The organism is Corynebacterium sp. NPDC060344, from assembly GCF_042725215.1.
Classification (GTDB): domain Bacteria; phylum Actinomycetota; class Actinomycetes; order Mycobacteriales; family Mycobacteriaceae; genus Corynebacterium.
The window spans coordinates 476,237-496,809 of record NZ_JBHXCS010000002.1 but is presented as its reverse complement, the minus strand read 5'-3'; the positions used below and the strand labels follow the sequence as shown (position 1 = coordinate 496,809).

The 20,573-nt window shown below is 69.2% G+C and carries 19 protein-coding genes; 7 read left to right on the top strand and 12 right to left on the bottom strand.

What is annotated here, in order from left to right; genetic code table 11:
- Positions 1–108 precede the first annotated feature (108 nt).
- On the bottom strand, positions 109–1,632 hold the full coding sequence (locus tag ACFWGD_RS04990) for an aldehyde dehydrogenase family protein (protein ID WP_377777467.1): 1,524 nt from the start codon (positions 1,630–1,632) through the stop codon (positions 109–111).
- 254 nt (positions 1,633–1,886) lie between these two features.
- Between ACFWGD_RS04990 and ACFWGD_RS04985 the strand changes: the two genes are divergently transcribed.
- Together ACFWGD_RS04985 and ACFWGD_RS04980 are read left to right on the top strand one after the other, a co-directional pair.
- Positions 1,887–2,552, top strand: a complete 666-nt coding sequence (locus ACFWGD_RS04985; protein WP_377777466.1) for a nucleosidase — start codon at positions 1,887–1,889, stop codon at positions 2,550–2,552.
- Between the two features lie 56 nt (positions 2,553–2,608).
- Entirely contained in the window at positions 2,609–2,980 is a 372-nt protein-coding gene (locus tag ACFWGD_RS04980; protein ID WP_377777465.1) for a hypothetical protein, read from the top strand.
- Between the two features lie 21 nt (positions 2,981–3,001).
- Here ACFWGD_RS04980 and ACFWGD_RS04975 read toward each other — a convergent pair whose 3' ends face one another.
- The 4 genes from ACFWGD_RS04975 to ACFWGD_RS04960 all read right to left on the bottom strand — a co-directional run bounded on the left by ACFWGD_RS04975 (position 3,002) and on the right by ACFWGD_RS04960 (position 7,112).
- Positions 3,002–4,648, bottom strand: a complete 1,647-nt coding sequence (locus tag ACFWGD_RS04975) for a peptide chain release factor 3 (RefSeq protein WP_377777464.1) — start codon at positions 4,646–4,648, stop codon at positions 3,002–3,004.
- Between the two features lie 84 nt (positions 4,649–4,732).
- The gene (locus ACFWGD_RS04970) at positions 4,733–5,347 is read right to left on the bottom strand and encodes a hypothetical protein (protein WP_377777463.1); all 615 of its coding nucleotides are present in this window, start codon (positions 5,345–5,347) and stop codon (positions 4,733–4,735) included.
- A 35-nt stretch (positions 5,348–5,382) separates the two neighbouring features.
- Positions 5,383–6,168, bottom strand: coding sequence for an ABC transporter permease (locus ACFWGD_RS04965; protein ID WP_377777462.1), 786 nt, complete (start codon positions 6,166–6,168; stop codon positions 5,383–5,385).
- The gene (locus tag ACFWGD_RS04960; protein WP_377777461.1) at positions 6,165–7,112 is read right to left on the bottom strand and encodes an ATP-binding cassette domain-containing protein; all 948 of its coding nucleotides are present in this window, start codon (positions 7,110–7,112) and stop codon (positions 6,165–6,167) included. Before ACFWGD_RS04960 ends, ACFWGD_RS04965 begins: the two co-directional genes overlap by 4 nt.
- A gap of 591 nt (positions 7,113–7,703) precedes the next feature.
- Between ACFWGD_RS04960 and ACFWGD_RS04955 the strand changes: the two genes are divergently transcribed.
- Positions 7,704–9,155: a glyceraldehyde-3-phosphate dehydrogenase gene (locus tag ACFWGD_RS04955; protein WP_377777460.1), complete on the top strand. Its 1,452-nt coding sequence runs from the start codon at positions 7,704–7,706 to the stop codon at positions 9,153–9,155.
- Between the two features lie 505 nt (positions 9,156–9,660).
- Here the strand turns inward: ACFWGD_RS04955 and ACFWGD_RS04950 are convergent.
- Entirely contained in the window at positions 9,661–9,978 is a 318-nt protein-coding gene (locus ACFWGD_RS04950) for a hypothetical protein (protein WP_377777459.1), read from the bottom strand.
- A gap of 389 nt (positions 9,979–10,367) precedes the next feature.
- On the opposite strand from ACFWGD_RS04950, the gene ACFWGD_RS04945 reads away from it, so the two are divergent.
- From ACFWGD_RS04945 to ACFWGD_RS04930, 4 genes are all read left to right on the top strand, one after another.
- Positions 10,368–11,264, top strand: coding sequence for an ABC transporter substrate-binding protein (locus tag ACFWGD_RS04945; RefSeq protein ID WP_377777458.1), 897 nt, complete (start codon positions 10,368–10,370; stop codon positions 11,262–11,264).
- Positions 11,265–11,302: 38 nt separating this feature from the next.
- Positions 11,303–12,277 (top strand): FecCD family ABC transporter permease, encoded by a 975-nt coding sequence (locus tag ACFWGD_RS04940; RefSeq protein ID WP_377777492.1) that lies wholly within the window; start codon positions 11,303–11,305, stop codon positions 12,275–12,277.
- Position 12,278: 1 nt separating this feature from the next.
- Entirely contained in the window at positions 12,279–13,286 is a 1,008-nt protein-coding gene (locus ACFWGD_RS04935) for a FecCD family ABC transporter permease (RefSeq protein WP_377777457.1), read from the top strand.
- Positions 13,287–13,377: 91 nt separating this feature from the next.
- Entirely contained in the window at positions 13,378–14,202 is an 825-nt protein-coding gene (locus ACFWGD_RS04930) for an ABC transporter ATP-binding protein (RefSeq protein ID WP_377777491.1), read from the top strand.
- A 15-nt stretch (positions 14,203–14,217) separates the two neighbouring features.
- Here ACFWGD_RS04930 and pth read toward each other — a convergent pair whose 3' ends face one another.
- From pth to ACFWGD_RS04900, 6 genes are all read right to left on the bottom strand, one after another.
- A complete protein-coding gene (gene pth, locus ACFWGD_RS04925) occupies positions 14,218–14,862 on the bottom strand; it encodes an aminoacyl-tRNA hydrolase (protein WP_377777456.1) in 645 nt (214 codons plus the stop codon).
- A gap of 172 nt (positions 14,863–15,034) precedes the next feature.
- The gene (locus tag ACFWGD_RS04920) at positions 15,035–15,691 is read right to left on the bottom strand and encodes a 50S ribosomal protein L25/general stress protein Ctc (protein WP_377777455.1); all 657 of its coding nucleotides are present in this window, start codon (positions 15,689–15,691) and stop codon (positions 15,035–15,037) included.
- A 218-nt stretch (positions 15,692–15,909) separates the two neighbouring features.
- Positions 15,910–16,410, bottom strand: a complete 501-nt coding sequence (locus tag ACFWGD_RS04915) for a GNAT family N-acetyltransferase (protein ID WP_377777454.1) — start codon at positions 16,408–16,410, stop codon at positions 15,910–15,912.
- 14 nt (positions 16,411–16,424) lie between these two features.
- Positions 16,425–17,402 carry a ribose-phosphate diphosphokinase gene (locus ACFWGD_RS04910; protein ID WP_377777453.1) on the bottom strand — a complete coding sequence of 326 codons (978 nt, stop codon included), beginning with the start codon at positions 17,400–17,402 and terminating at the stop codon, positions 16,425–16,427.
- 34 nt (positions 17,403–17,436) lie between these two features.
- A complete protein-coding gene (gene glmU, locus ACFWGD_RS04905; RefSeq protein WP_377777452.1) occupies positions 17,437–18,975 on the bottom strand; it encodes a bifunctional UDP-N-acetylglucosamine diphosphorylase/glucosamine-1-phosphate N-acetyltransferase GlmU in 1,539 nt (512 codons plus the stop codon).
- A 42-nt stretch (positions 18,976–19,017) separates the two neighbouring features.
- Positions 19,018–20,304, bottom strand: coding sequence for an MFS transporter (locus ACFWGD_RS04900; protein WP_377777451.1), 1,287 nt, complete (start codon positions 20,302–20,304; stop codon positions 19,018–19,020).
- Positions 20,305–20,573: the final 269 nt, after the last annotated feature.

Below are 20,573 nucleotides of genomic sequence, written 5' to 3'. Positions count from 1 at the left end.
CAGGAAGGTCCTAACCCACCCGTTGTAGCGGGTGGGTTAGGACATTCGGGGTGGGTTAGCGGTGTCCGGAGTGGCCGGCGGCGGCCCGGCGGACGCCCGGTGACTTGCCTAGAACAGGCCCGTCGGATCGGTGGCGTAGCTGACCAGGAGGTTCTTGGTCTGCTGGTAGTGCGAGAGCATCATCAGGTGGTTCTCGCGGCCGATGCCGGACTTCTTGTAGCCGCCGAACGCAGCGTGCGCCGGGTACACGTGGTACGCGTTGCACCACACGCGACCGGCCTGGATGGCGCGGCCGGCCTTGTAGATGTTGTTGTTCGACCGCGACCACACGCCGGCGCCGAGGCCGAACATGGTGTCGTTGGCGATCTTCACGGCCTCATCCCGCGAGGAGAACGTGGTCACGCCGAGCACGGGGCCGAAGATCTCCTCCTGGAACAGGCGCATGTCGTTGACGCCGGAGAAGATGGTCGGCTCGACGTAGTAGCCACCGGACAGGTTGCCCTCCAGCTGGGCCTGGCCACCGCCGAGCTCCAGCTTGGCGCCCTCGGACTTGCCGATCTCGATGTACTTGAGGATCTTGTCCAGCTGCTCCTTCGACGCCTGCGCGCCGACCATGGTCTCGGTGTCCAGCGGGTCGCCGCGGCGGATCTTGGACACGCGCTCGATGCCCAGTTGCACGAACTCGTCGGCGATGGATTCGTGGACCAGGGCGCGCGACGGGCAGGTGCACACCTCGCCCTGGTTGAGGGCGAACATGGAGAAGCCTTCGACGGCCTTCTCGCGGAAGGCGTCGTCGGCGTCCATGATGTCGTCGAAGAAGATGTTGGGGGACTTGCCGCCCAGCTCCAGGGTGACGGGCACGAGGTTGTCGGCGGCGGCCTTCATGATGATCGAGCCGGTCGTCGTCTCGCCGGTGAAGGCGATCTTGGCGATGCGGTCCGAACCCGACAGCGCCGCGCCGGCCTCCTCGCCGAAGCCGTTGACGATGTTGAGCACGCCATCGGGCAGCAGGTCGCCGATGATGCTGATCAGGTGCAGGATCGACGCCGGGGTCTGCTCGGCGGGCTTGAGCACGATGCAGTTGCCGGCGGCCAGCGCGGGGGCGAGCTTCCACGTGGCCATGAGGATGGGGAAGTTCCACGGGATGATCTGGCCGACGACGCCCAGCGGCTCGTGGAAGTGGTAGGCGACCAGGTCGTCCTCGATCTGCGACAGGCGGCCTTCCTGGGTGCGGGCGGCGGCGGCGAAGTAGCGGAAGTGGTCGATGGCCAGCGGGATGTCGGCGGCGAGGCACTCGCGGATCGGCTTGCCGTTGTCCCAGGTCTCGGCGACGGCGATTTCCTCCAGGTGCTCTTCCATGCGGTCGGCGATCTTGTTGAGCACCTTCGCGCGCTCGGCCGGCGGCGTCGACCCCCAGGCGGGCGCGGCGGCGTGGGCGGCGTCGAGGGCCTTTTCCACGTCCTTTTCGGTGGAGCGGGCGACCTCGGTGAACACCTCGCCGGTGACGGGGGAGATGACCTCGAAGTAGTTGCCGTCGACGGGGTCCTGGAATCCGCCGTCGATCCAGTTGCCGTAGCGGGGCTTGAACGACATCTTCGCGCCGTCGGTTCCGGGGTGGGCGTAGGTGGTCATTGGGGTCCTCCAGTGTTGTCGGGGGTTGTCGGTGGGTGTTGTCGGGGTGTTGCCGGTGGGTGTCTCGGTTCGGTGTCCGAGCGCGGTTCCGAGCGCGGGTCCGTGAGCGGAGCGCGAAAGTGACCCGCGCCACACTTCGCGTTGCCTCCCGAACCTATCCACGGTTCCCGGATGCGTCAATGATCGCCGCTCCCACACCTCCCGCCTCGTCGCCGCCGCCTTGCCGCCGCGCAGGTCAGCGCTACCCTGGCCACATGATCACCGTTCCGCAGTTGCTCGCGCCCGTCGATCCGGAGGCCCCTCTGCTGGTCGTCGCCACGCGCGAGGAGGCCGAGCATCTCGGCGCCGGCGTGCCCGTCCTGCTCACCGGCATCGGTCGCATCAACGCCACGGCCGCGCTGACGGAGGCGCTGGCCCGGGGCCCGCTTCCGGCGTCGGTGCTCAACGTGGGCACGGCTGGTTCGCTTGACGACGGCCCGGCGTCCTCCCTCCACGGCGTGCACCGCATTTCCCGCGTGGTCCTCCATGACTTCTCGCATTCGGCGGTGCGCAGGCTCGCCGGCGCCGATGCCTATCCGCCCATCGAACTCGGGGTGCCGGGCGAAGGGGAGGGCGACGGGACGTCGTCAAGCAAAGCGGAGCCGGGAACCGTGCTGGCCACCGGCGACGTGTTCGTGGAGGACTCGGCGACCCGCGCGCGCCTGGCCGAGACCGCGGACCTGGTGGACATGGAGGGCTACGCCATCGCGTGGGTGGCGCGGCGGTTCGGGGTGCCCGTGGAGCTGATCAAGCTGGTGTCGGACCCGGCCGACGAATCCGCGGGGGCGCTGTGGTCGGCCGGCGTGGCCGAGTGCTCGCGCGTGCTCGGGGAACACGTGGGCAGGCGGCTGGCCGGTGGCGCGGGCGGCGGGCGGCCGTGATGGGCGACGGCAGGCGGGGAGACCCCGGCCCACGCGAATCGGTGTGGCGGCGCAGCGTGTCGTCGGCGAAGTACGCCGCCAGCGAGCGGGTGCGGTTTCACCCGGTGCTGGTGCTCGTGCTCGTGGCCATCGCCTGGGGCATCGTCGCCGCGATGGAGGGGCTCGACGCGTCGCTGTCGTTCCTGCCGTGGGCGGTCGCGTTGGCCTATCCCGTGCTGGCGGTGATCTGGGTGGTCGTGTTCCTGGCCGTGCTGGTCATGGCGCTGGTCCTGCTGCCCCTGGGCGATCGCGTCGAGGGCGGCCTGGAAAAGCGGGCGCGGCGGAGGAACGAGCGCCGGGGCAGTGGGGACCGGCGTCGGCGCAGCCGGGACGCCGCGCGGCGCGACCAGTTCAACCGGTTCGACCGCGGCGGCGACTCGTACTTCTGAGCGCCGGGGCAGCGGGGACGCCTAATCGGCGACGAGCGTCTCCAGCGTGAACTCGGGGTGCTCCTTTTCGATGAACTGCAACTTCCACTTGTCGCCGAACAGGGCGATGAGCGCGCCGTCGGAGCGGGTGAAGATCTCCACGCCGCGCTGCCGGGCCAGCGCCGGCGCGGTCTCGGCGTCGGTGCGGCGGGCGACGGAGTAGGGGATCGGGTCGGCGACGGTCTCGACGTTGTACTCGACCTGCATGCGGGCCTGCATGACCTCGAACTGCATGGGGCCGACGGCGGCCATGACCGGGGCGGCGTCGCCGCGGGCGTCGTTGCGCAGGACCTGCACCACGCCCTCGGCGTCGAGCTGCTCGATGGCCTTGCGGAACTGCTTGTACTTGCCCAGCGACTTCGCCCGCAGGGTGCGGAAATGCTCCGGCGCGAACTGCGGCATCGGCTTGAACTGCACCTTGCGGCCCGAGTAGATCGTGTCGCCCGGCGCCAGCGATCCGGCGTTGACCAAACCGACGATGTCGCCCGGGAAGGCCGTCTCCACGGTGGAGCGGGTGCGGCCGAAGACGGTCAGCGCGTACTTCGTCGAAAAGCTCCTGCCCGACTGCGCATGCGTGACCTGCATGCCGCGGTCGAACTCGCCGGAGACCACGCGCATGAAGGCGAGCTTGTCGCGGTGGTGGGCGTCCATGCCGGCCTGGACCTTGAACACGACGCCGGCGAAGTCGTCCTCCGGCTCGCGCACGGCATCGATGGCGCCGTGGCCGCCGGCGGATGCGGCCTCGACGGCCGCCGGATCGGACTCGCGGGCGGCGGGCGCGGGCGCCAGCTCGCACAGGGTGTCCAGGATCTGGTGGACGCCCCAGTTGAGCATCGCGGAGGCGAAGATCACCGGGGAGGTGTCGCCGGCCAGGTACATCTCCTGGTCGTGGTCGGCGCCGTCGGCCGACAGCAGCTCGGACTCCTCGGCGGCGGTCTCCCACGCGTCGCCCTGCTCGGCGGCGGCGTCGTCGGGGGCGATGTGCGTTTCCTCGGCGATGGTGGAGCCGCCGGCGGTGCGCTCGAAGCGGATGAACTCCTCGGCCTCGCCGTCGTCGCCGCGGCGCAGCAGGCCGCGGAAGTCGCCGGCTTCGCCGACGGGCCAGTACAGCGGCGTCGGCTGCAGGCCGATCTCCTCGACGATCTCGTCCATGAGCTCCAGCGGCGCCTTGCCGGGGCGGTCCCACTTGTTGATCACCGTGACGATCGGGATGCCATTCGACTTGCACACCCGGAACAGCTTCAGCGTCTGCGGCTCCAGGCCCTTGGCGCCGTCGACGAGCATGACGGCGGCGTCGACGGCGGTGAGCACGCGGTAGGTGTCCTCGGAGAAGTCGGCGTGGCCGGGGGTGTCCACCAGGTTGATCATGTACGGCTCGCCGCCGTGGCCCTCGGGCGCGTACTCGAACTGCAGCGCCGACGAGGCGATGGAGATGCCGCGGTCCTTCTCCATCTCCATCCAGTCGGAGACGGTGGCCTTGCGGCCGGCTTTGCCGTGGACGGCGCCGGCTTCGCTGATGACGTGCGCGTGCAGCGCCAGCGCCTCGGTCAGCGTGGACTTGCCGGCGTCGGGGTGCGCGATGACCGCGAACGTGCGTCGGCGTGCGGCTTCATCGGCGAGGGTGCTCATGGGTTCCTTTGCTGGATCGTTTCCTGCGGGTGGCAGGGGGTCAAGGATAGTCGCGGTGCTTTGCGACGATGCCGCCGCTCCCCGTCAGCCCTTGTCCTTGCTGAGCTGCTCCGCGTAAGCGCGGATTTCGTCGTCGGGATCGAAACGGCGGTCCTGCAGCTCGGCGGGCCAGTTGTCGGGATTCGGGTCCTTGACGGCGCCGGCGTAGGGGGCGAAATCCTTGACGGAGCGGAAGCGGATGGCGGTGGCCGCGCCGGGGTCGTTCGGCAGCGGCGCGGAGACGCTGACGTCGTGGATGGCCCGCGGCAGCCCGGTGATCGGGTTGGTGGGCCATTCCACGCCGAAGGACACGGTCGGTGCGGCGTCGATGGCGGCCGGGTCGGAGGGGAACAGCAGGAACTCGACCAGGCCGGATTCCGGCGCGAAGTACCAGCCGTGCTCGTGGAGCAGCGCGCGCAGCTCCAGGGCGGCGCTCAGGCAGGTGTCCATGCCGGTGGCCTCGTAGACGTCGAGGGCCTCGTCGACCTCGGCGAGCGTGTACTCGCCGTCGAGAAGTGCCGCGACGACATCGGCGTCGCCCGCCGGGATCGATCCCGTGGCGGGGACCTTGGGTGCGGCGGCGGGTGCCTCCGGTGCGACGGATGCGTCGTCGGCGGCGCGGGCGGCGTGGGCGGCGGGGTTGTCGTCGTTCCGGCTCATGCCGGACAGTCTATTCGGGACCGATTGGCGGGTGCCTATTCGCGGCGGCGGAAGCGCGACACGGACAGCGGCACGAAGATCGCCGCGATGATCACAGAACCGATGAGCACGGCGAGCACCGGGTGCTGCATGGTCCACACGTCGGGCACGGGGCCGTCGGGAAGATTGCCGAACAGGCTGCGCGCGGCCTGGACCAGCGCGGAGACGGGGTTCCACTCGGCGATGACCCGCAGCACGGTCGGCAGGGTGTCCGAGGGCACGAACGCGTTGGAGATGAACGTCAGCGGGAACAGGATGATGAACACCGCGTTGTTCAGGGTCTCCGGCGTGGTCACCACCAGTCCGACGAAGACGAGCACCCACGAAAAGGCCCATGCGAAGAACAGGAGGATGGCCACGCCCGCGAGGAACTTGGCCACGCCCTCGTGGAATCGCCAGCCGACGGCCATGCCCGCGAGGATCATCACCGTCATGGACACGACGTTGATGGCCAGGTCCGTGAAGGTGCGGGCGAACAGCACCGCGGACTGCGACATCGGCAGCGTGCGGAAGCGGTCGATGATGCCCTCCTTCAGATCCTGCGCCATGAAGGTGCCGGAGAAGGTGGCGCCGAAGACCACGGTCTGGGCGAAGATGCCGGCCATGAGGAAGTCGGTGTAGTTCGACCCCGGCACCTGGATCGCGCCACCGTAGACCTGGCTGAACAGCAGCACGAACATGATCGGCTGCAGCAGCGCGAAGCCGATGACGTCGGGGGAGCGCTTGAGGCGCGAGAAATTGCGGCTCATCACCGCGGCGACATCGCCGAGCCAGTTGCTCATCGGGACTCCTCCGTCTCGTTGCCCGTCAGGGTCAGGAACACCTCGTCGAGGGTGGGGCGGCGCAGGCCGGCGTCGTGGAGCTCGATGCCCTCGACCTCGGCCAGGAAGCGCGTCAGCGACGCCGCACCGTCGGCCACCGGGGCCTTCAGCGACGGGCCATCGACGGTGACGGGGCCGATGGCGTGGTGGGCCAAGGCGTCGCGAAGCGCGGTGACGTCGTCGCCTCGTGCCGCCGTGACCTCCACCTGCTGGCCGCCGACGGTCGCCTTCAACTCGTCGGCCGTGCCCTGGGCGATGATGCGGCCGTGGTCGACGACGCTGATGTCGTCGGCGAGCTGATCGGCCTCCTCGAGGTACTGCGTGGTCAACAGCACCGTGACGCCGCGGCCGACGCGGTCGCGGATGACGTCCCACAGGCCGATGCGCGCCTTCGGGTCCAGGCCCGTGGTCGGCTCGTCGAGGAACAGCACCTTCGGCTCGGCGACGAGTGCACCGGCCAGGTCCACGCGCCGGCGCATGCCGCCGGAAAAGCCCTTGACGGGGCGGTCGGCGGCGTCGGCCAGATCGAAGGCGTGGAGCAGCTCGTCGGCACGCTCCTCCACCCGGCTGCGGCCCAGGTGGTAGAGCCTGCCGATCAGCCGCAGGTTCTCCCGCGCCGTCAACTGCTCGTCGACGGCCGCGTACTGGCCGGACGCGCCGATGATGTCACGCACCCGAGCCGGGTCCGACAACACGTCGATGCCCGCCACCCGCGCGGACCCGGCCGTGGGCTGGATCAACGTGGTGAGGATCTTCACGGTCGTGGTCTTCCCGGCGCCGTTCGGGCCGAGGATGCCGCGCACCGTGCCCTCCTCGACGGTGAGATCCAGCCCGTCGAGGGCCCGGACCTCCCCGGATGATGCGGAATAGACCTTGGTCAGGCCCTCCGCCTCGATGATCGGCATGCGAGCGTCCTTTCGGGGATCGGCAAAGACAATGGGCCAACGAAAAGGGTGGCCGGGAGATTGTGGCCAACGAAAAAGCTGGCCGGGAGAATGTGGCCAACGAAAAACGTGGCCGGGAGACTGGGGCCAACGGAACATGGCCACAGAAGAACGGTCGCCGGTGCGGCGTGCGCCCGTGCGGTGGGCGCCGGGGAATCCTACACCGAATCCGGGATGCGCAATAGATGACGTGGGCGCCGGCCGTCGTAAAGCAATGACGCCGGGCACCGCCATCGCGCAGGGGTGGCGAACCCAACCCAAAGCGAACACGCCCGGCGGCCGGGAGTGGGGCCCGGCAGCCGAACTACACCCGAAGCGGCGCGACGGTACACCCGGTGGGGCGTGCGATGCACGAACGACGTACTTTTAAGGGAGGACTCTTCGAACCGAAAAGTACCCCGGAACACGCGGAAACGCACACCCGACAAGCACCCGGGAAGCACTCGAATCGCAGTGGGAATTGCGCTCGAATCGCCCCCGAAACGCAGTCGGGAGCGGACCGCGGACCAAATGAATTGCCCCCATCAACGCCCCTTGAACCCAGGAGGATCCATGGCGACGCCGGCACCGATCAACCACAGCGACTGGAACGAGCGAGTCGTCCTCGCAGAGAAGATGATTCCGCTGCTCGGGCAGCTGCGGCGCGAAAAGAACGTCGTCACCTCGATCTTCGGGCGCCTGCTGCAGAACCCGACCGAGACGTCGATCATCAAGTCGCACCGCTACGCCCGGCGCATCACCTCGCAGGAACTGCCGCTCGAGCAGACCCTGCCTATCATCGAGCAGCTGGTCCAGATGGACCTGGGCACCGCGTCCATCGACCTCGGCGCACTGGCCACCAAGTTCGAGGCCGAGGGCGGCGATCTCGCGGAGTACCTCGAGCGCGAGCTCGCCGACGTCATCGGCACCGCCCACGAGACGCCCAAGGCCGACATCGTCCTCTACGGCTTCGGCCGCATCGGCCGCCTGCTGGCGCGCATCCTCCTGTCCCGCGAGGCCGTGTTCAACGGCGCCCGCCTGCGCGCGATCGTCGTGCGGAAGAACGGCGACGAGGACATCGTCAAGCGCGCCTCCCTGCTGCGCCGCGACTCCGTCCACGGCTCCTTCGACGGCACCATCTCCGTCGACGAGGACAACGACATCATCTGGGCCAACGGCACCCCGATCCAGGTCATCTACTCCTCCGACCCGGCCACCGTCGACTACACCGAATACGGCATCGACGACGCCCTGGTCATCGACAACACCGGCCGCTGGCGCGACCGAGAGGGCCTGGGCCAGCACCTCAAGTCCAAGGGCGTGGCCAAGGTGCTGCTCACGGCGCCGGGCAAGGGCGACATCCCCAACATCGTCTACGGCATCAACCACAAGGGCATCGACGCCGACGAGAAGATCCTGTCCGCCGCGTCCTGCACCACCAACGGCATCACCCCGGTGCTGAAGGTCGTCAACGACAAGTGGGGCGTCGAGTTCGGCCACGTGGAGACGGTGCACTCGTTCACGAACGACCAGAACCTCATCGACAACTTCCACAAGGGCACCCGCCGCGGCCGCGCCGCCACCCTGAACATGGTGCTCACCGAGACCGGCGCCGCGAAGGCCGTGTCCAAGGCGCTGCCCGAGTTCGAGGGCAAGCTCACCGGCAACGCCATCCGCGTGCCCACCCCGGACGTGTCCATGGCCGTGCTGAACCTGACCCTGGAAAACGAGGTCGACCGCGACGAGGTCAACGAGTACCTCCGCGAGGTGTCGCTGCGTTCCGTCCTGCGCCAGCAGATCGACTACATCCACTCCCCGGAGGTCGTCTCCACCGACTTCGTCGGCTCCACCCACGCCGGCATCGTCGACGGCCTGGCCACCATCGCCCAGGGCAAGCACCTGGTGCTCTACGTCTGGTACGACAACGAGTTCGGCTACTCCAACCAGGTCGTCCGCGTCGCCGAAGAGGTGCTGGGCACCCGCCCGCGCATCTACCCGAAGCGCAAGCACCTCGAGAACCTCTAGGTCCTCGCCTGCGCCGGAGTCCCGGCCGCTGATCGCGTGAAGAGGCGCGGCCTCCGTTCGTCGAGCGGGGGCCGCGCCTTCTGGGGTGTGCGGGGCCTTGCCCTGTGCGAGGCCTTGCTCTGTGCGGGGCCGCGCTCGGTGCGGTGGGGGAGGTGCGGCCAGCGCCGAGGACAGCTCATCCGGGCCCGAAACCGGCGTCCGACTTAGGCGCGCGTCCGCGGTATTTGTCGGCAGCGCCCGACGGCGGCCACCGGCATCAGCCGGCGAATCCTGCCCCATTCCCAAACCCCGACAGCTAAACCCCGACAGGAGCCCGGATAGCGGGCTCAAACCCCGACATCACGGGTGATGTCGGGGTTTAGCTGTCGGGGTTTGGATGTGCGGGGCCTTGCTTGACGACGAAATCGCGCTCCAGAAGCCCAATCGCGGTCTCGTGGGTTCCGGTCGGAGCTCAATCGTGGTCTCGTGGGGTCCGGTCAGAACTCAGACGAGGGCGATGAGGGGATCAGTCGTCCCAGCGGTCGTCGTCATCCCAATCGTCGTCGTCCCAGTCGTCATCATCGTCATCGTCGTCGTGGCGATCGTCCCAATCGTCGTCCCAATCGTCATCGTCGTCGAACCGGTCGTCGTGGTCGTCGTCGAAGCGATCATCCCAATCGTCATCCCGGTCGTCATCGAAACGATCGTCCCAATCATCGATGCTGGAGATCGACGCGGGCGGGGCGGGCGGGGGATCGAGGGGAGCGGGCTGGTCGGGGGCGCCGCCTCCGAAGAAGGCGGTGACGGCGGCGATGATTCCTGCGAGGAAGCCGGTGGCGTCCATGGTGGTCTCCTTGGCTGAGGGGGCCGGACACTGGACGCTTCACTGCCTTGCGCCGTCATCCCCGGCCCTTCGGTGGGGTGGCAAAGCCCAGTGAAGCAGGGGGGAATGGGTGCCACAATGGGCGTCGCAAAGCACTCATTTTTCGGAAATGTGCTGGTCAAGCCTTATGAAGCCAACATGATCCGAAGATGAGCGGACTCTCATCGAAACAGCCCCGTCCGGGGTTGGCGCGGGAGGAGTGACGGGGCGGATTCGGAGTCTCGGTCGTCGTACCGACGGGAGCAAGGGCGCACGTCATCGGCGACATTGCAGAGGAAGTGAAGATAACAAATAGGGGAGGGTTGCCTAATGTGTTGAATTTAGGCAACGCATTCAGTTGTATATCTGACATGACTACGACACTGAACATCGCCAGGATCTCGCCATGGCGGGTCGCCGGCGCCATCGCCATCGTGCTTGCGCTGATGCTCGCACTGGTCGCCTGCAGCTCGGCGGGGTCCGACGAGGCCGGCGACAAGGGGGCACAGGCGCAGTCCCCGACCCGCGTCGTCGCGCTCGATTGGCGATACGAGGAAATCCTCGTCGCACTCGGGGTCGAGCCGGTCGGAATCGTCGAGATCGGCAAGTCCGCGGCTCCCGCGACGCTCAAAGGGAAGCTCGAAGGCGTGACGTCGGTCGGGCAGGCGAAGCAGCCGAACCTCGAGGTCATCCAGTCCCTCGAGCCGGACCTGATCCTCGCGAGCCCGACGCGCCATGCCGCCATCCTCGACCAGCTCAAGGAAATCGCGCCGACGGAAACCTACGCGGACACTTCCTACGGCGAGGTGCTCGACGCCATGGATTCCATCGCCGAAAAGGTGGGCAAGGAAGAGGAGGCCCGCACGGTCCGCGATCGCATCGACGGCAAGATCGAGGAAGCCAAGCAGTCCGTCGAGCCCGGTACGCGCGCCGCGCTCGTCGGCTGGTCGAAGGACACCCTCTACACGTGGATCGCGAACTCCTTCGCAGGCTCCCTGTTGACCGCGGTCGGATACGAGTACGGATACGACGGCGAAAAGTCCGCCATCGAATCGAAGACCGACGTCGCCGAGCTCACCGGCGACAAGCTGCCCGGCATGAACCTCGACGTCGTGTACCTGTACAACGACACCGAGGGTTTCCGTTCGAGCCCCTACGGCGACGTGGTGGACAACGTCATCGACGTCGAGCAGGACACCTGGTCTCGCTCGCGCGGACCGCTGGCCGCCGAGGCGATGCTGGACCAGATCATCGCCGAATCGAAGTGACCCAGCGCGACCACGCGCACGTCACGGCCGCGATCCTCATCGCGGGCTGTGGCGCCGTCGTCATCGGTGCAATCGCCTGGGTGCGGCTCAGCGCCGTCGCCGCCCCCGACGGTGCCGAATGGCTCGCCGGGGAACTGCGGTCGGTGACGATCGACCGGCTCACCGCGACGATCACCATCGGTGCGTGCCTCGGCGTCGCCGGCGTGCTGTTGCGCACGGCGACGAAGAACCCGTTGGCGGACCCGGAGATCACCGGCGTCAACTCCGGTGCGGCGTTCGGAGCGGTGCTGGCGACCACGCTGACCGGCGCGGCCGGTGGCGCCGCACTGCTCCCGGGTGCCTTCGCCGGAGCCGTGACGGCCGCGTCCGCCACGATCTTCTTCGGCATGAGGGGCCGTTCCTCGACGTCTGCGGCCATGGCGGTGCAGCGCATGGTGCTGCTCGGCATGGCCGTTTCGGCGCTTTTCAGCGCTCTGACGGCCATCGTGCTCGTCCTGGACGAAGCGCAGCTGGCGACGGTCCTGTCCTGGTTGTCGGGGAGACTGGGCGGGGTCCGGATGGCCGACGTCGTTCCCGCTCTGATCGTCGCCGCAGCCGTGGTGCCCGCCGTCGTGGTCGGTGGTCGCGGATTCGACGCGCTCGTCGCCGGTGACTCGATCGCGTCCGCCGTCGGTGCCCGACCCCGGCTCATCCGATTGCTCGCCGTGTCGGCGGCAGTTCTTCTCATCGCACCGTCCGTCGCGGCTGCCGGGCCGATCGGATTCCTCGGCCTCATGGCCGCCGTCGCCGCCCATCGCGTGTGCGGTCCCCGGCACCGGATTGCCGTCCCCGTCGCCGCGGTCCTGGGCGCGGCGGTGCTGCTCATCGCCGACTCGATCGGCCAGTGGTTGTGGGCGCCGGCCGAAACTCCCGTGGGCATCGTGACGTCGCTGATCGGCGTCCCGGTGCTGCTGTGGGGAATCGGAGCATTGCGTGCGGGCGGTTCGCGTATCGACGAAAAGGGGAGGAGCTGAGATGACGGTGCCGGAAACGACGTCGCGAAGCACATCCCATACCCGAACCCGCACCACCGCCACCGCAATCGCGCTCGTCGCGTCATTCGTGGCCGTCGTCGTTCTGGCACTGGGCATCGGTGCCGTGCCGGTGGCGCCCGCCGACGTCGTGGCCCGCTTGCTCGGCGGCGATGACCTGATCTGGAAGTACAGGCTGCCCCGGATCCTGGTCGGAGCCATCGCCGGAATCGGGATGGCCGTATCCGGAGCTCTGCTGCAGGTGGGGCTGCGCAATCCGTTGGCGGCTCCCGATACGGTCGGCATCACCGCCGGCGGAGGCCTCGCCGCGGTGGCGGCCTTGCTGGGCGCGGGCGCTCTGCCGGCGCAGTCGCTGACCCCCATCGCGTTCGTCGGTGCGCTCATCGGCGCGGGGGTGGTGCTCGGGTTGGCCGGGCGGGACATCGGCGATCCGGTGCGCCTGGCGCTGACCGGCGTGGCCGTGTCCGTCGGCTTCGCGGCGGCAACCCAGCTGCTGCTCGTCCGCGCCGCTCCCGAGGCCGGCGCCGCAATGACGTGGCTGAAGGGTTCGCTCTACGCCCGAACACTCGCAGACGCGGTCGTCGTCGCCCCGGTCGTCGCCTGCGGGGTCATCGCCGCGTTGCTGGTGTCCCGGCATCTCGATGCCCTTCGCCTGGGGGACGCGGTGATGGCCGGCATCGGCGTGGCCCCCGGGCGGTGGAGGGTCGTAGCGGTGCTGCTCGCGGTGGCGTGCGGCGCGGGCGCGGTCGCCGCGGCCGGTGTCCTCGGGTTCGCCGGGCTGATCGTGCCCCACGCCGCACGACTGCTGGTCGGCGGCCCGCTGTCCCGGCAGATCCCCGTGGCGGCGATCCTCGGCGCGACGCTCGTCGTCGGCTGCGATGCCGTCGGGCGGTGGCTGTTTGCCCCGACGGAAATTCCCGTCGGCGCGCTCATCGCCGTGGTCGGCGCCCCGTATTTCGTGTACCTGCTATTGAGACTGACGAAGGTGTGACGTGTTCGAGAAATCCCCGCGCAAGCGAAACTCCGGTGCGCGCCGGACCGATCCCGCGGCGTCCGTGACGGCGAACCCGCCCGGAGAGCCGATCGCCCCCGAACCGGACGACGGGGAGGCGGGCTTGATTGCTGAGGGGCTCGTCGTCGGCTACGGCGGGGCCCCGGTCCTCGACGGCGTCGACGTCGCGATCCCGAAGGGCCGGGTGACGGCCCTGATCGGCCCGAACGGCTGCGGCAAGTCGACGTTGCTGCGTGCGCTCGGACGTCAGTTGCGGCCCTCGGCGGGGCGCGCATTCGTCGACGGCGTCGACGTCGGCGCTTCGTCGGCCAGGGATTTCGCCCGCCGGCTGTCGTTTTTGCCGCAGCAGCCGACGGTGCCGGAGGGCATCACGGTGCGCGAGCTCATCGGCTTCGGCCGGTATCCCTTCACCGGTGCGTTCGCCACGTTGTCGGCCGACGACCACCGTGCGGTGGAGTCGGCCGCGGTGCGCGTCGGGGTGGGGGAGCTTCTTGACGAACCCGCCGCGAACCTGTCCGGCGGACAGCGGCAAAGGGCGTGGATCGCGATGACCGTCGCCCAGGAGGCGGCGACGCTGCTCCTGGACGAACCGACCACGTACCTCGATCCGGCCCATCAACTGGCGTCGCTCGAGCTGGTGCGGGGGCTCAACGCCGAAGGAAGAACGGTCGTGATGGTCCTGCACGACATGACGCAGGCCGCCCGCTTCGCCGATCACGTCATCGCGATGTCGGGCGGCGAAATCGTCGCGTCGGGGGCCGCGGCGGAGGTTCTCACCCGCGAACTGGTGCGCGACGTCTTCGGCGTCGATTGCCTGATGGTGCGGGACCCGGACACCGGCCGGGACTTGCCGGTGCCCCACGGGCCGGCGGCAGGGGCGGGCACCGCAACCTGACCCCCACCCACGCCGCTACCTCTGGTGCACCTGATTCTGGGCGGCCTCGAGGCCGTGGCGGGCGAGCAGCTCGACGGCGTCGGCGGCGTCCTGCACCCAGAACGGCAGGTCGCGGCGCTCGGTGGTGGAAAACGCCCGCAGCACGAAGTCGGCGGGATCCTGGCGCCCCGGCGGCCGCCCGATGCCCACGCGAACCCGCAGGTAGTCCTTGGTGCCCAGCGACTTCGTCGTCGACCGCAGCCCGTTGTGGCCGCCCTCGCCGCCGCCGCGCTTGAGGCGGATGACGCCGGGGTCGAGGTCGAGCTCGTCGTGCACGACGATGACGTCGGTCGGCTCGACGTTGAAGAACTTCGCCAGCGCGCTGATCGGCCCGCCGGAGACGTTCATGTACGTCCGCGGCTTGGCCAGGATCACCTGCCGCTCCTCGGCGGCGTCACCGGCGCCGACGGTCCAGCGGGTCTGCACGATCTCCGCGTTGGACCGCTTGTGGGCGGAAAACGTCGACGGCATCGGCACGGTCCGCCCGGCGAGCTCGTCGAGCACCATCTGCCCGACGTTGTGCCGCGTGTCCGCGTACTTCGGGCCGGGATTGCCCAGGCCGACGACGAGAATCGGCGGGGCGTCCGACGGGGCGGGGGTGGGCTTGGCGCGACCGAACATGCCCGCCATCATCCCACAGGAGCTTTGCGACGGCCCCTCCGGGGCACCGCCCGCCCCGCACCCCGGCGGCACCGTCCCCGTGACACGACGACGCCCCCGCGGGAGAAGAACTCCGGCGGGGGCGTCGTCGCAAAGCAAGGGCAACCGGTCGGGGACCGGTGCGGGGGAGGAACTACTCCTCGCCCTCGCCCTCGGACTCCTCGGCGACCTCGTCGTCGGGGGTCTCGGCCTCGCCCATGCCCTCGACGTCGGCATCGACGTCGCCGGCCGGGTCCTCCTCCGGCTCGACGATGTTGAAGACCAGCAGCTCCGGATCGTCGGTGAGCTCGAGGCCCTCCGGCAGGGTGACGCCCGAGGCGTGGACCTGGTGGCCGACCTCGGCGCCCTCGACGGACACGACGATCTCTTCCGGAATGGACAGCACCGGCGCGAGCACCAGGATGGTGTCGGCGTCCTGCATGAGCAGCGCGCCCGGGGCCAGCTCGCCCTCGGCGACGACCGGGATCTCGACCTCGACCTTTTCGCCGCGGTGGATGCCCAGCAGGTCGGCGTGGTCGATGTTGAGGGTCAGCGGGTTCTGGTCAAGGGCCTTGACCATGGACAGCTGCGACTCGCCATCGATGTCGAGGTCGAGGACGGCGTTGACGCCGTAGTTGCGGATGACGCCGTGGAACTCGATCGAGTCGACCAGGACGTGCTTCGGGGCGTCGAGGTCCTTCGAGTAGATGACCACGGGGATGTCGCCGGCGACGCGGGCGCGGCGGGCGGCGCCCTTGCCGAACTCGGTGCGCTCGCGGGCTTCCAGCTTGATGATGTTGGGCTTCGCCATATCTGACTCCTGCAAATCGTTGGGGTTCGGGAGTCGATCACGTGGCACGCGCTTGCCGGGCGGCCGCTCCCGGGGGAGCCGGCGGGGGCCTGGTGGGGCATGCGTCGCGTCGATAACGGGGCCGTTGCTCGCGCGGTGCGCGCGCTCGGGCCACCCTCGCCGAGACATAACTCGTGGAATGCTACCCGACGGTCGGCGCCGGGCGAAATCGTGCGGCGTTAGAAGCGGTAGAGCATGGTGTACCCGCCGGCGCCGTCATCGCCGTCGCCGACGAGCTCGAAACCGACCTTCTTGTACGAGCGGATCGCCCGCTCGTTGCCGACCTCCACCGACAGGCACACCCCGGGCGCACCCTGCTCCCGCGCGAAGTCGAGGATTCGCCGCATGAGCTCGCCGCCGAGACCCCGGCCGGTGTGCTCGGACTCCAGGGCGATGGCGACCTCGGGGTACTCGTCGGCGACGTAGCCCCAACCGGGGTTGTCTTCGGTGAAGTGGCGCAACCAGGCGCCCCCGGCGACCTCCCCGCCGATCTCGACGATGATGCCGCCGTCGGCGTCGGCCGACCACTGGTCGACGTAGCGCGCTTCGTCCTTTTCGAAGCTCTCGCCGCGTTCGGCGGGTTCATCGCCCCACGAGTCGGCCAGCTCGTGGAGCCGGCGGATCAGCGGGCGATCGGCCTCGGTGGCGGTGCGGAAGACGGGCGAGGGGTCGCTGGTCATGGTCGGGTCCGGGACTACGCCTGGCCCTCGAAGAGGGTGGTGACGGAGCCGTTCTCGAAGATCTCGTGGATCGTCTGCGCCAGCAGCGGGGCGATCGGCAGGACGGTCAGGTTGTCCCAGCCCTCGTGCGACTGCGGCAGCGTGTCGGTGGTGATGACCTCGCGGGCGCCGCACTTGGACAGGCGCTCCTTGGCCGGGCCCGAGAACACGCCGTGGGTGGTGGCGATGATGACGTCGGCCGCACCGGCCTCGCGCAGCACCTTCACCGCACCGGCGATGGTGCCGCCGGTGTCGATCATGTCGTCGATGAGCAGGCACACGCGGCCATCGACGTCGCCGACGACGCGGTTGGCCACGATCTCGTTGGCGACGTCGACGCTGCGGGTCTTGTGGATGAACGCCAGCGGGGCATCGCCCAGCGTGTTAGCCCACTTCTCCGACACCTTCACGCGGCCGGCGTCGGGGGAGACCACGCAGAGGTTCTCCAGCGAGTAGTTGTCCTTGATGTAGTCCGCCAGGATCGGCATGGCGTGCATGTGGTCGACCGGACCGTCGAAGAAGCCCTGGATCTGATCGGTGTGCAGGTCGACCGACACGATGCGGTCGGCGCCGGCGGTCTTCAGCAGATCCGCGACCAGGCGGGCGGAAATCGGCTCACGGCCGCGGTGCTTCTTGTCCTGGCGGGCATACGGGAAGAACGGCAGGATCGCCGTGATGCGCTTCGCCGAACCGCGCTTGAGCGCGTCGATCATGATCAACTGCTCCATCAGCCACTTGTTCAGCGGCGCCGGGTGCGCCTGCAGGACAAAGGCGTCACAGCCTCGGACGGACTCCTCGAAACGGACGAAGATCTCGCCGTTGGCGAAGTCGCGGGCGGCCATCGGGGTCAGCTCGACTCCCAACTCCTTCGCCACCGCGTCACCGAGCTCCGGGTGCGCGCGCCCGGAGAAGATCATGAGGTTCTTCTGGTTGTCGATCCACTCGCCGGTCATCTAGTCGGCCTGGCCTTCCTGGTCGTTCTTCGGCTTACGCGGAGGCGTCCGGATTGGACGGGGCAGTGCCCGGGGCGTCGCTGCCCCGGTCGTCGGAATCGCCCGCCGCGGCCTGCGCCGCCTCGGCCGCCTCCGCCGCCGGGGTGCCCGGCCGCTTCCGCTGGACCCACCCCTCGATGTTGCGCTGGGGGCCACCGCTGACCGCCAACGCCCCGGGGGGAACGTCGTCCTTGATTACAGTACCCGCACCGGAATAGGCGCCGTCACCGACGTTGACCGGGGCGATGAACATGGTGTCCGAACCGGTGCGCACGTGGGAGCCGATGACGGTGCGGTGCTTGTTCACGCCGTCATAGTTGACGAAGACGCTCGACGCGCCGATGTTGGAGTGCTCGCCGATCTCGGCGTCGCCGACGTAGGTCAGGTGCGGCACCTTCGACCCGCGGCCGATGACGGCCTTCTTGGTTTCCACGAAGCCGCCGAGCTTGCCCTCCTCGCCGAGGACGGTGCCCGGGCGCAGGTAGGTGAACGGTCCGACCTCGGCGCCGGCGCCGATGACGGAGTCGGTGCCGTGGACGCGGTAGACGGTGGCGCCCTCGCCGACGGTGACGTCGCGCAGCGTCGAATCCGGGCCGACGGTCGCGCCGTCGCCGATGACCGTGGCGCCCAGCAGCTGGGTGCCCGGCAGAATGGTCACGTCACGCCCGACCTGCACATCGACGTCGATCCACGTGGTGGCGGGGTCGACGATGGTGGCGCCGCCGCGCATGGCCTTCTCGTTGAGGCGGCGGTTGAGCTCGGCGCCCAGCGTCGCCAGCTGCACGCGGTCGTTGACGCCGGCGACGACCATCGCGTCGTCGAGGCGGTGGCCGCGCACGGAGCGGTCGGCCTCGCGGGCGATGCCGATGACGTCGGTGAGGTACAGCTCGCCCTGGGCGTTGTCGGTGTTCAGCTGCGTCAGCGCGTGGCGCAGCGTCGCCGCGTCAAAGGCGTAGACGCCGGAGTTGACCTCGGTGACGCGCCGCTCGTCGTCGGAGGCGTCCTTCTCCTCGACGATGCGCAGCACCTCGCCGTCGGAGTTGCGGATGATGCGGCCGTAGCCGTGCGGGTTCTCCGCCGTCGACGTCAGCACCGTCACCGCCGCGCGCGGCTTCCGGTTGTGTTCGGCCAGGAGCGCGGAGAGCGTCTCGGCGTCGAGAAGCGGCACGTCCGAGGTGGTCACCAGCACGGTGCCCTCGAAATCCCGCAGCGCTTCATCGTCCAGGCCGCACTGCACGGCGTGCCCGGTGCCGTTCTGCTCGGCCTGGTGGGCGATGCCCACGCCGCCCGGCAGCGACCCCTCCGGCTGCGTTTCGGCCCACGCGCCGATGGCCTCAACGACCTTCTCGCGCTGATGCCCGACGACCGCGACGATCTGCTGCGGATCCACGCCGCGCGCCGCATGCAGCGCATGCTCCAGCATCGTGCGCCCGCCGATGCCGTGCAGCATCTTCGGGGTGTCCGACTTCATGCGGGTGCCCTGACCGGCGGCCAGGATGACGACGGCGGTGGGCGTGCCGGTGCCGTTGCTCATGTGGGTCTCCTCGTGCGTTCGTCGTGGGATACCCCGGAAACCCTACCCGTCGCGGCCCGCCGACACGTCCGGCAGCGCACGCGCCATGGCGACGCCGATGAAGCCGAGGGCGGCGAAGAACCCCAGCGCCCACATCGTCCCGAGCATCGCCAGGCCGCCCGAAATCGCGCCGGTCGCGAGCAAAATGACGCCCATCGCCGAGTTCGCCACCGCGACGTACGTGGTCCTCTGGTCGCCCTCCGCCATGTCCACGACGTAGGTCTTGCGGGCGACGCGCACGCCGGTGTGCGTCAGGGTGATCAGGAAATACGCCGCCGGCAGCGCCCACGCCGACCAGTCCACGGCGAAGGTCACCTGCGCCATCACCGCCAGCAGGATCACCGACGCCAGGCCGGCGCCCCAGGTCATGGTGCTTTTCGACGACTTGTCGCTCAACTTCCCCGACACCTGCCCGCCGAGAATGGCCGCCGCACCCGACGCGATGAGGAAGGGGCCCAGCCCCGAGAGCTCCCCGCCCGCACGCTCGGCCGACAGCGACACGAAAAACGCCGGCGACAGGGCGGAGACCAGCAGCAGCGAACGGACGATGACGAAATTGCGGAAGGGCGCATCGTCGGCAAGCAAGGCCCAAGACTCCTTCACCCACGACCCCGCGGAATCCTCCGACGTCTCGCCCGATGGCTCCGTGACCCGGTGGAAGACCACCGCGCCGATGAACCACGCCACCGCGGAGATGGCGATCATCCAGGTCAGCACGGACGTGGGCAGATCATCGCCGCCGAGCCAGCGGACCCCGAGGCCGAGGGTGATGGCGACGATGCCGGACAGGACCGTCGCCAAGCCCGTGATCTGCCCGCGCTGGCCCTTCGGGATCGTGCGGCCCTGCACGTCCTTCGACCCGATCGAACACAGTGACCGGCCCAGCGCGAACACCGCCAGCGCCGCGAGGATCGCCACCGCCGCGGCCGTCCCATCGAGCACCGCTGCCGCCAACGCCATGACCAGCGCCATCACTCCCTGCGTGATCGCGCCGAGCACCCACACCGACTTACGGTGCGCGCGGCGCTTCACCCACGGCGTCAGCGCGGCCTGGGGGAGCATCGACAGCGACTCGCGGATCGGCACCAGCAGCGCGATGGCCAGGCCCGGCGCCCCCTGCGCCGTCAGCAGCCAGGGCAGCACCGTCTTCGCGTTGATCACCTGGTCGCCGGCGTTCTGCAGGCCGTTGGCCGCGATGAACTTCATGCCGTTGGCGGGGACGTCGCGGGCGACGGCGTCCGGCATGTCGGAGGTGTCGGCCGGGGAGACCAGCTTGTCGTAGAGCGCCATGCACGCAGGTTATCGGCCTTCATCCCCGCTTTTCGACCAAGTGTTCCCTAACCCGATCCAGCAAGGGATGGGCCACCTCCGCCCAACTTGGGGAGATGGCCCCGTCGATTCGCCCAACGTGGGGAGTTGGCCCTGCCGTTTCGGTCCGTCTCGGCCCTGTTCCAGCGCCAACCAGCCCTGCGCGACGCCGAAAGTCATTGGTGTCGACCCATCGATTCAATTTCGTCCCGTGCGTGTCCTGGCTGACGGTCTTCCACGGGATGATCTTG

What these genes read in the sequence shown, in the direction of transcription:
- ACFWGD_RS04990 (WP_377777467.1), bottom strand. Translation starts at nt 1,632, where the DNA reads ATGACCACCTACGCCCACCCCGGAACCGACGGCGCGAAGATGTCGTTC.
- ACFWGD_RS04985 (WP_377777466.1), top strand. Translation starts at nt 1,887, where the DNA reads ATGATCACCGTTCCGCAGTTGCTCGCGCCCGTCGATCCGGAGGCCCCT.
- ACFWGD_RS04975 (WP_377777464.1), bottom strand. Translation starts at nt 4,648, where the DNA reads ATGAGCACCCTCGCCGATGAAGCCGCACGCCGACGCACGTTCGCGGTC.
- ACFWGD_RS04970 (WP_377777463.1), bottom strand. Translation starts at nt 5,347, where the DNA reads ATGAGCCGGAACGACGACAACCCCGCCGCCCACGCCGCCCGCGCCGCC.
- ACFWGD_RS04965 (WP_377777462.1), bottom strand. Translation starts at nt 6,168, where the DNA reads ATGAGCAACTGGCTCGGCGATGTCGCCGCGGTGATGAGCCGCAATTTC.
- ACFWGD_RS04960 (WP_377777461.1), bottom strand. Translation starts at nt 7,112, where the DNA reads ATGCCGATCATCGAGGCGGAGGGCCTGACCAAGGTCTATTCCGCATCA.
- ACFWGD_RS04955 (WP_377777460.1), top strand. Translation starts at nt 7,704, where the DNA reads ATGGCGACGCCGGCACCGATCAACCACAGCGACTGGAACGAGCGAGTC.
- ACFWGD_RS04950 (WP_377777459.1), bottom strand. Translation starts at nt 9,978, where the DNA reads ATGGACGCCACCGGCTTCCTCGCAGGAATCATCGCCGCCGTCACCGCC.
- ACFWGD_RS04945 (WP_377777458.1), top strand. Translation starts at nt 10,368, where the DNA reads ATGACTACGACACTGAACATCGCCAGGATCTCGCCATGGCGGGTCGCC.
- ACFWGD_RS04935 (WP_377777457.1), top strand. Translation starts at nt 12,279, where the DNA reads ATGACGGTGCCGGAAACGACGTCGCGAAGCACATCCCATACCCGAACC.
- pth (WP_377777456.1), bottom strand. Translation starts at nt 14,862, where the DNA reads ATGTTCGGTCGCGCCAAGCCCACCCCCGCCCCGTCGGACGCCCCGCCG.
- ACFWGD_RS04920 (WP_377777455.1), bottom strand. Translation starts at nt 15,691, where the DNA reads ATGGCGAAGCCCAACATCATCAAGCTGGAAGCCCGCGAGCGCACCGAG.
- ACFWGD_RS04915 (WP_377777454.1), bottom strand. Translation starts at nt 16,410, where the DNA reads ATGACCAGCGACCCCTCGCCCGTCTTCCGCACCGCCACCGAGGCCGAT.
- ACFWGD_RS04910 (WP_377777453.1), bottom strand. Translation starts at nt 17,402, where the DNA reads ATGACCGGCGAGTGGATCGACAACCAGAAGAACCTCATGATCTTCTCC.
- glmU (WP_377777452.1), bottom strand. Translation starts at nt 18,975, where the DNA reads ATGAGCAACGGCACCGGCACGCCCACCGCCGTCGTCATCCTGGCCGCC.
- ACFWGD_RS04900 (WP_377777451.1), bottom strand. Translation starts at nt 20,304, where the DNA reads ATGGCGCTCTACGACAAGCTGGTCTCCCCGGCCGACACCTCCGACATG.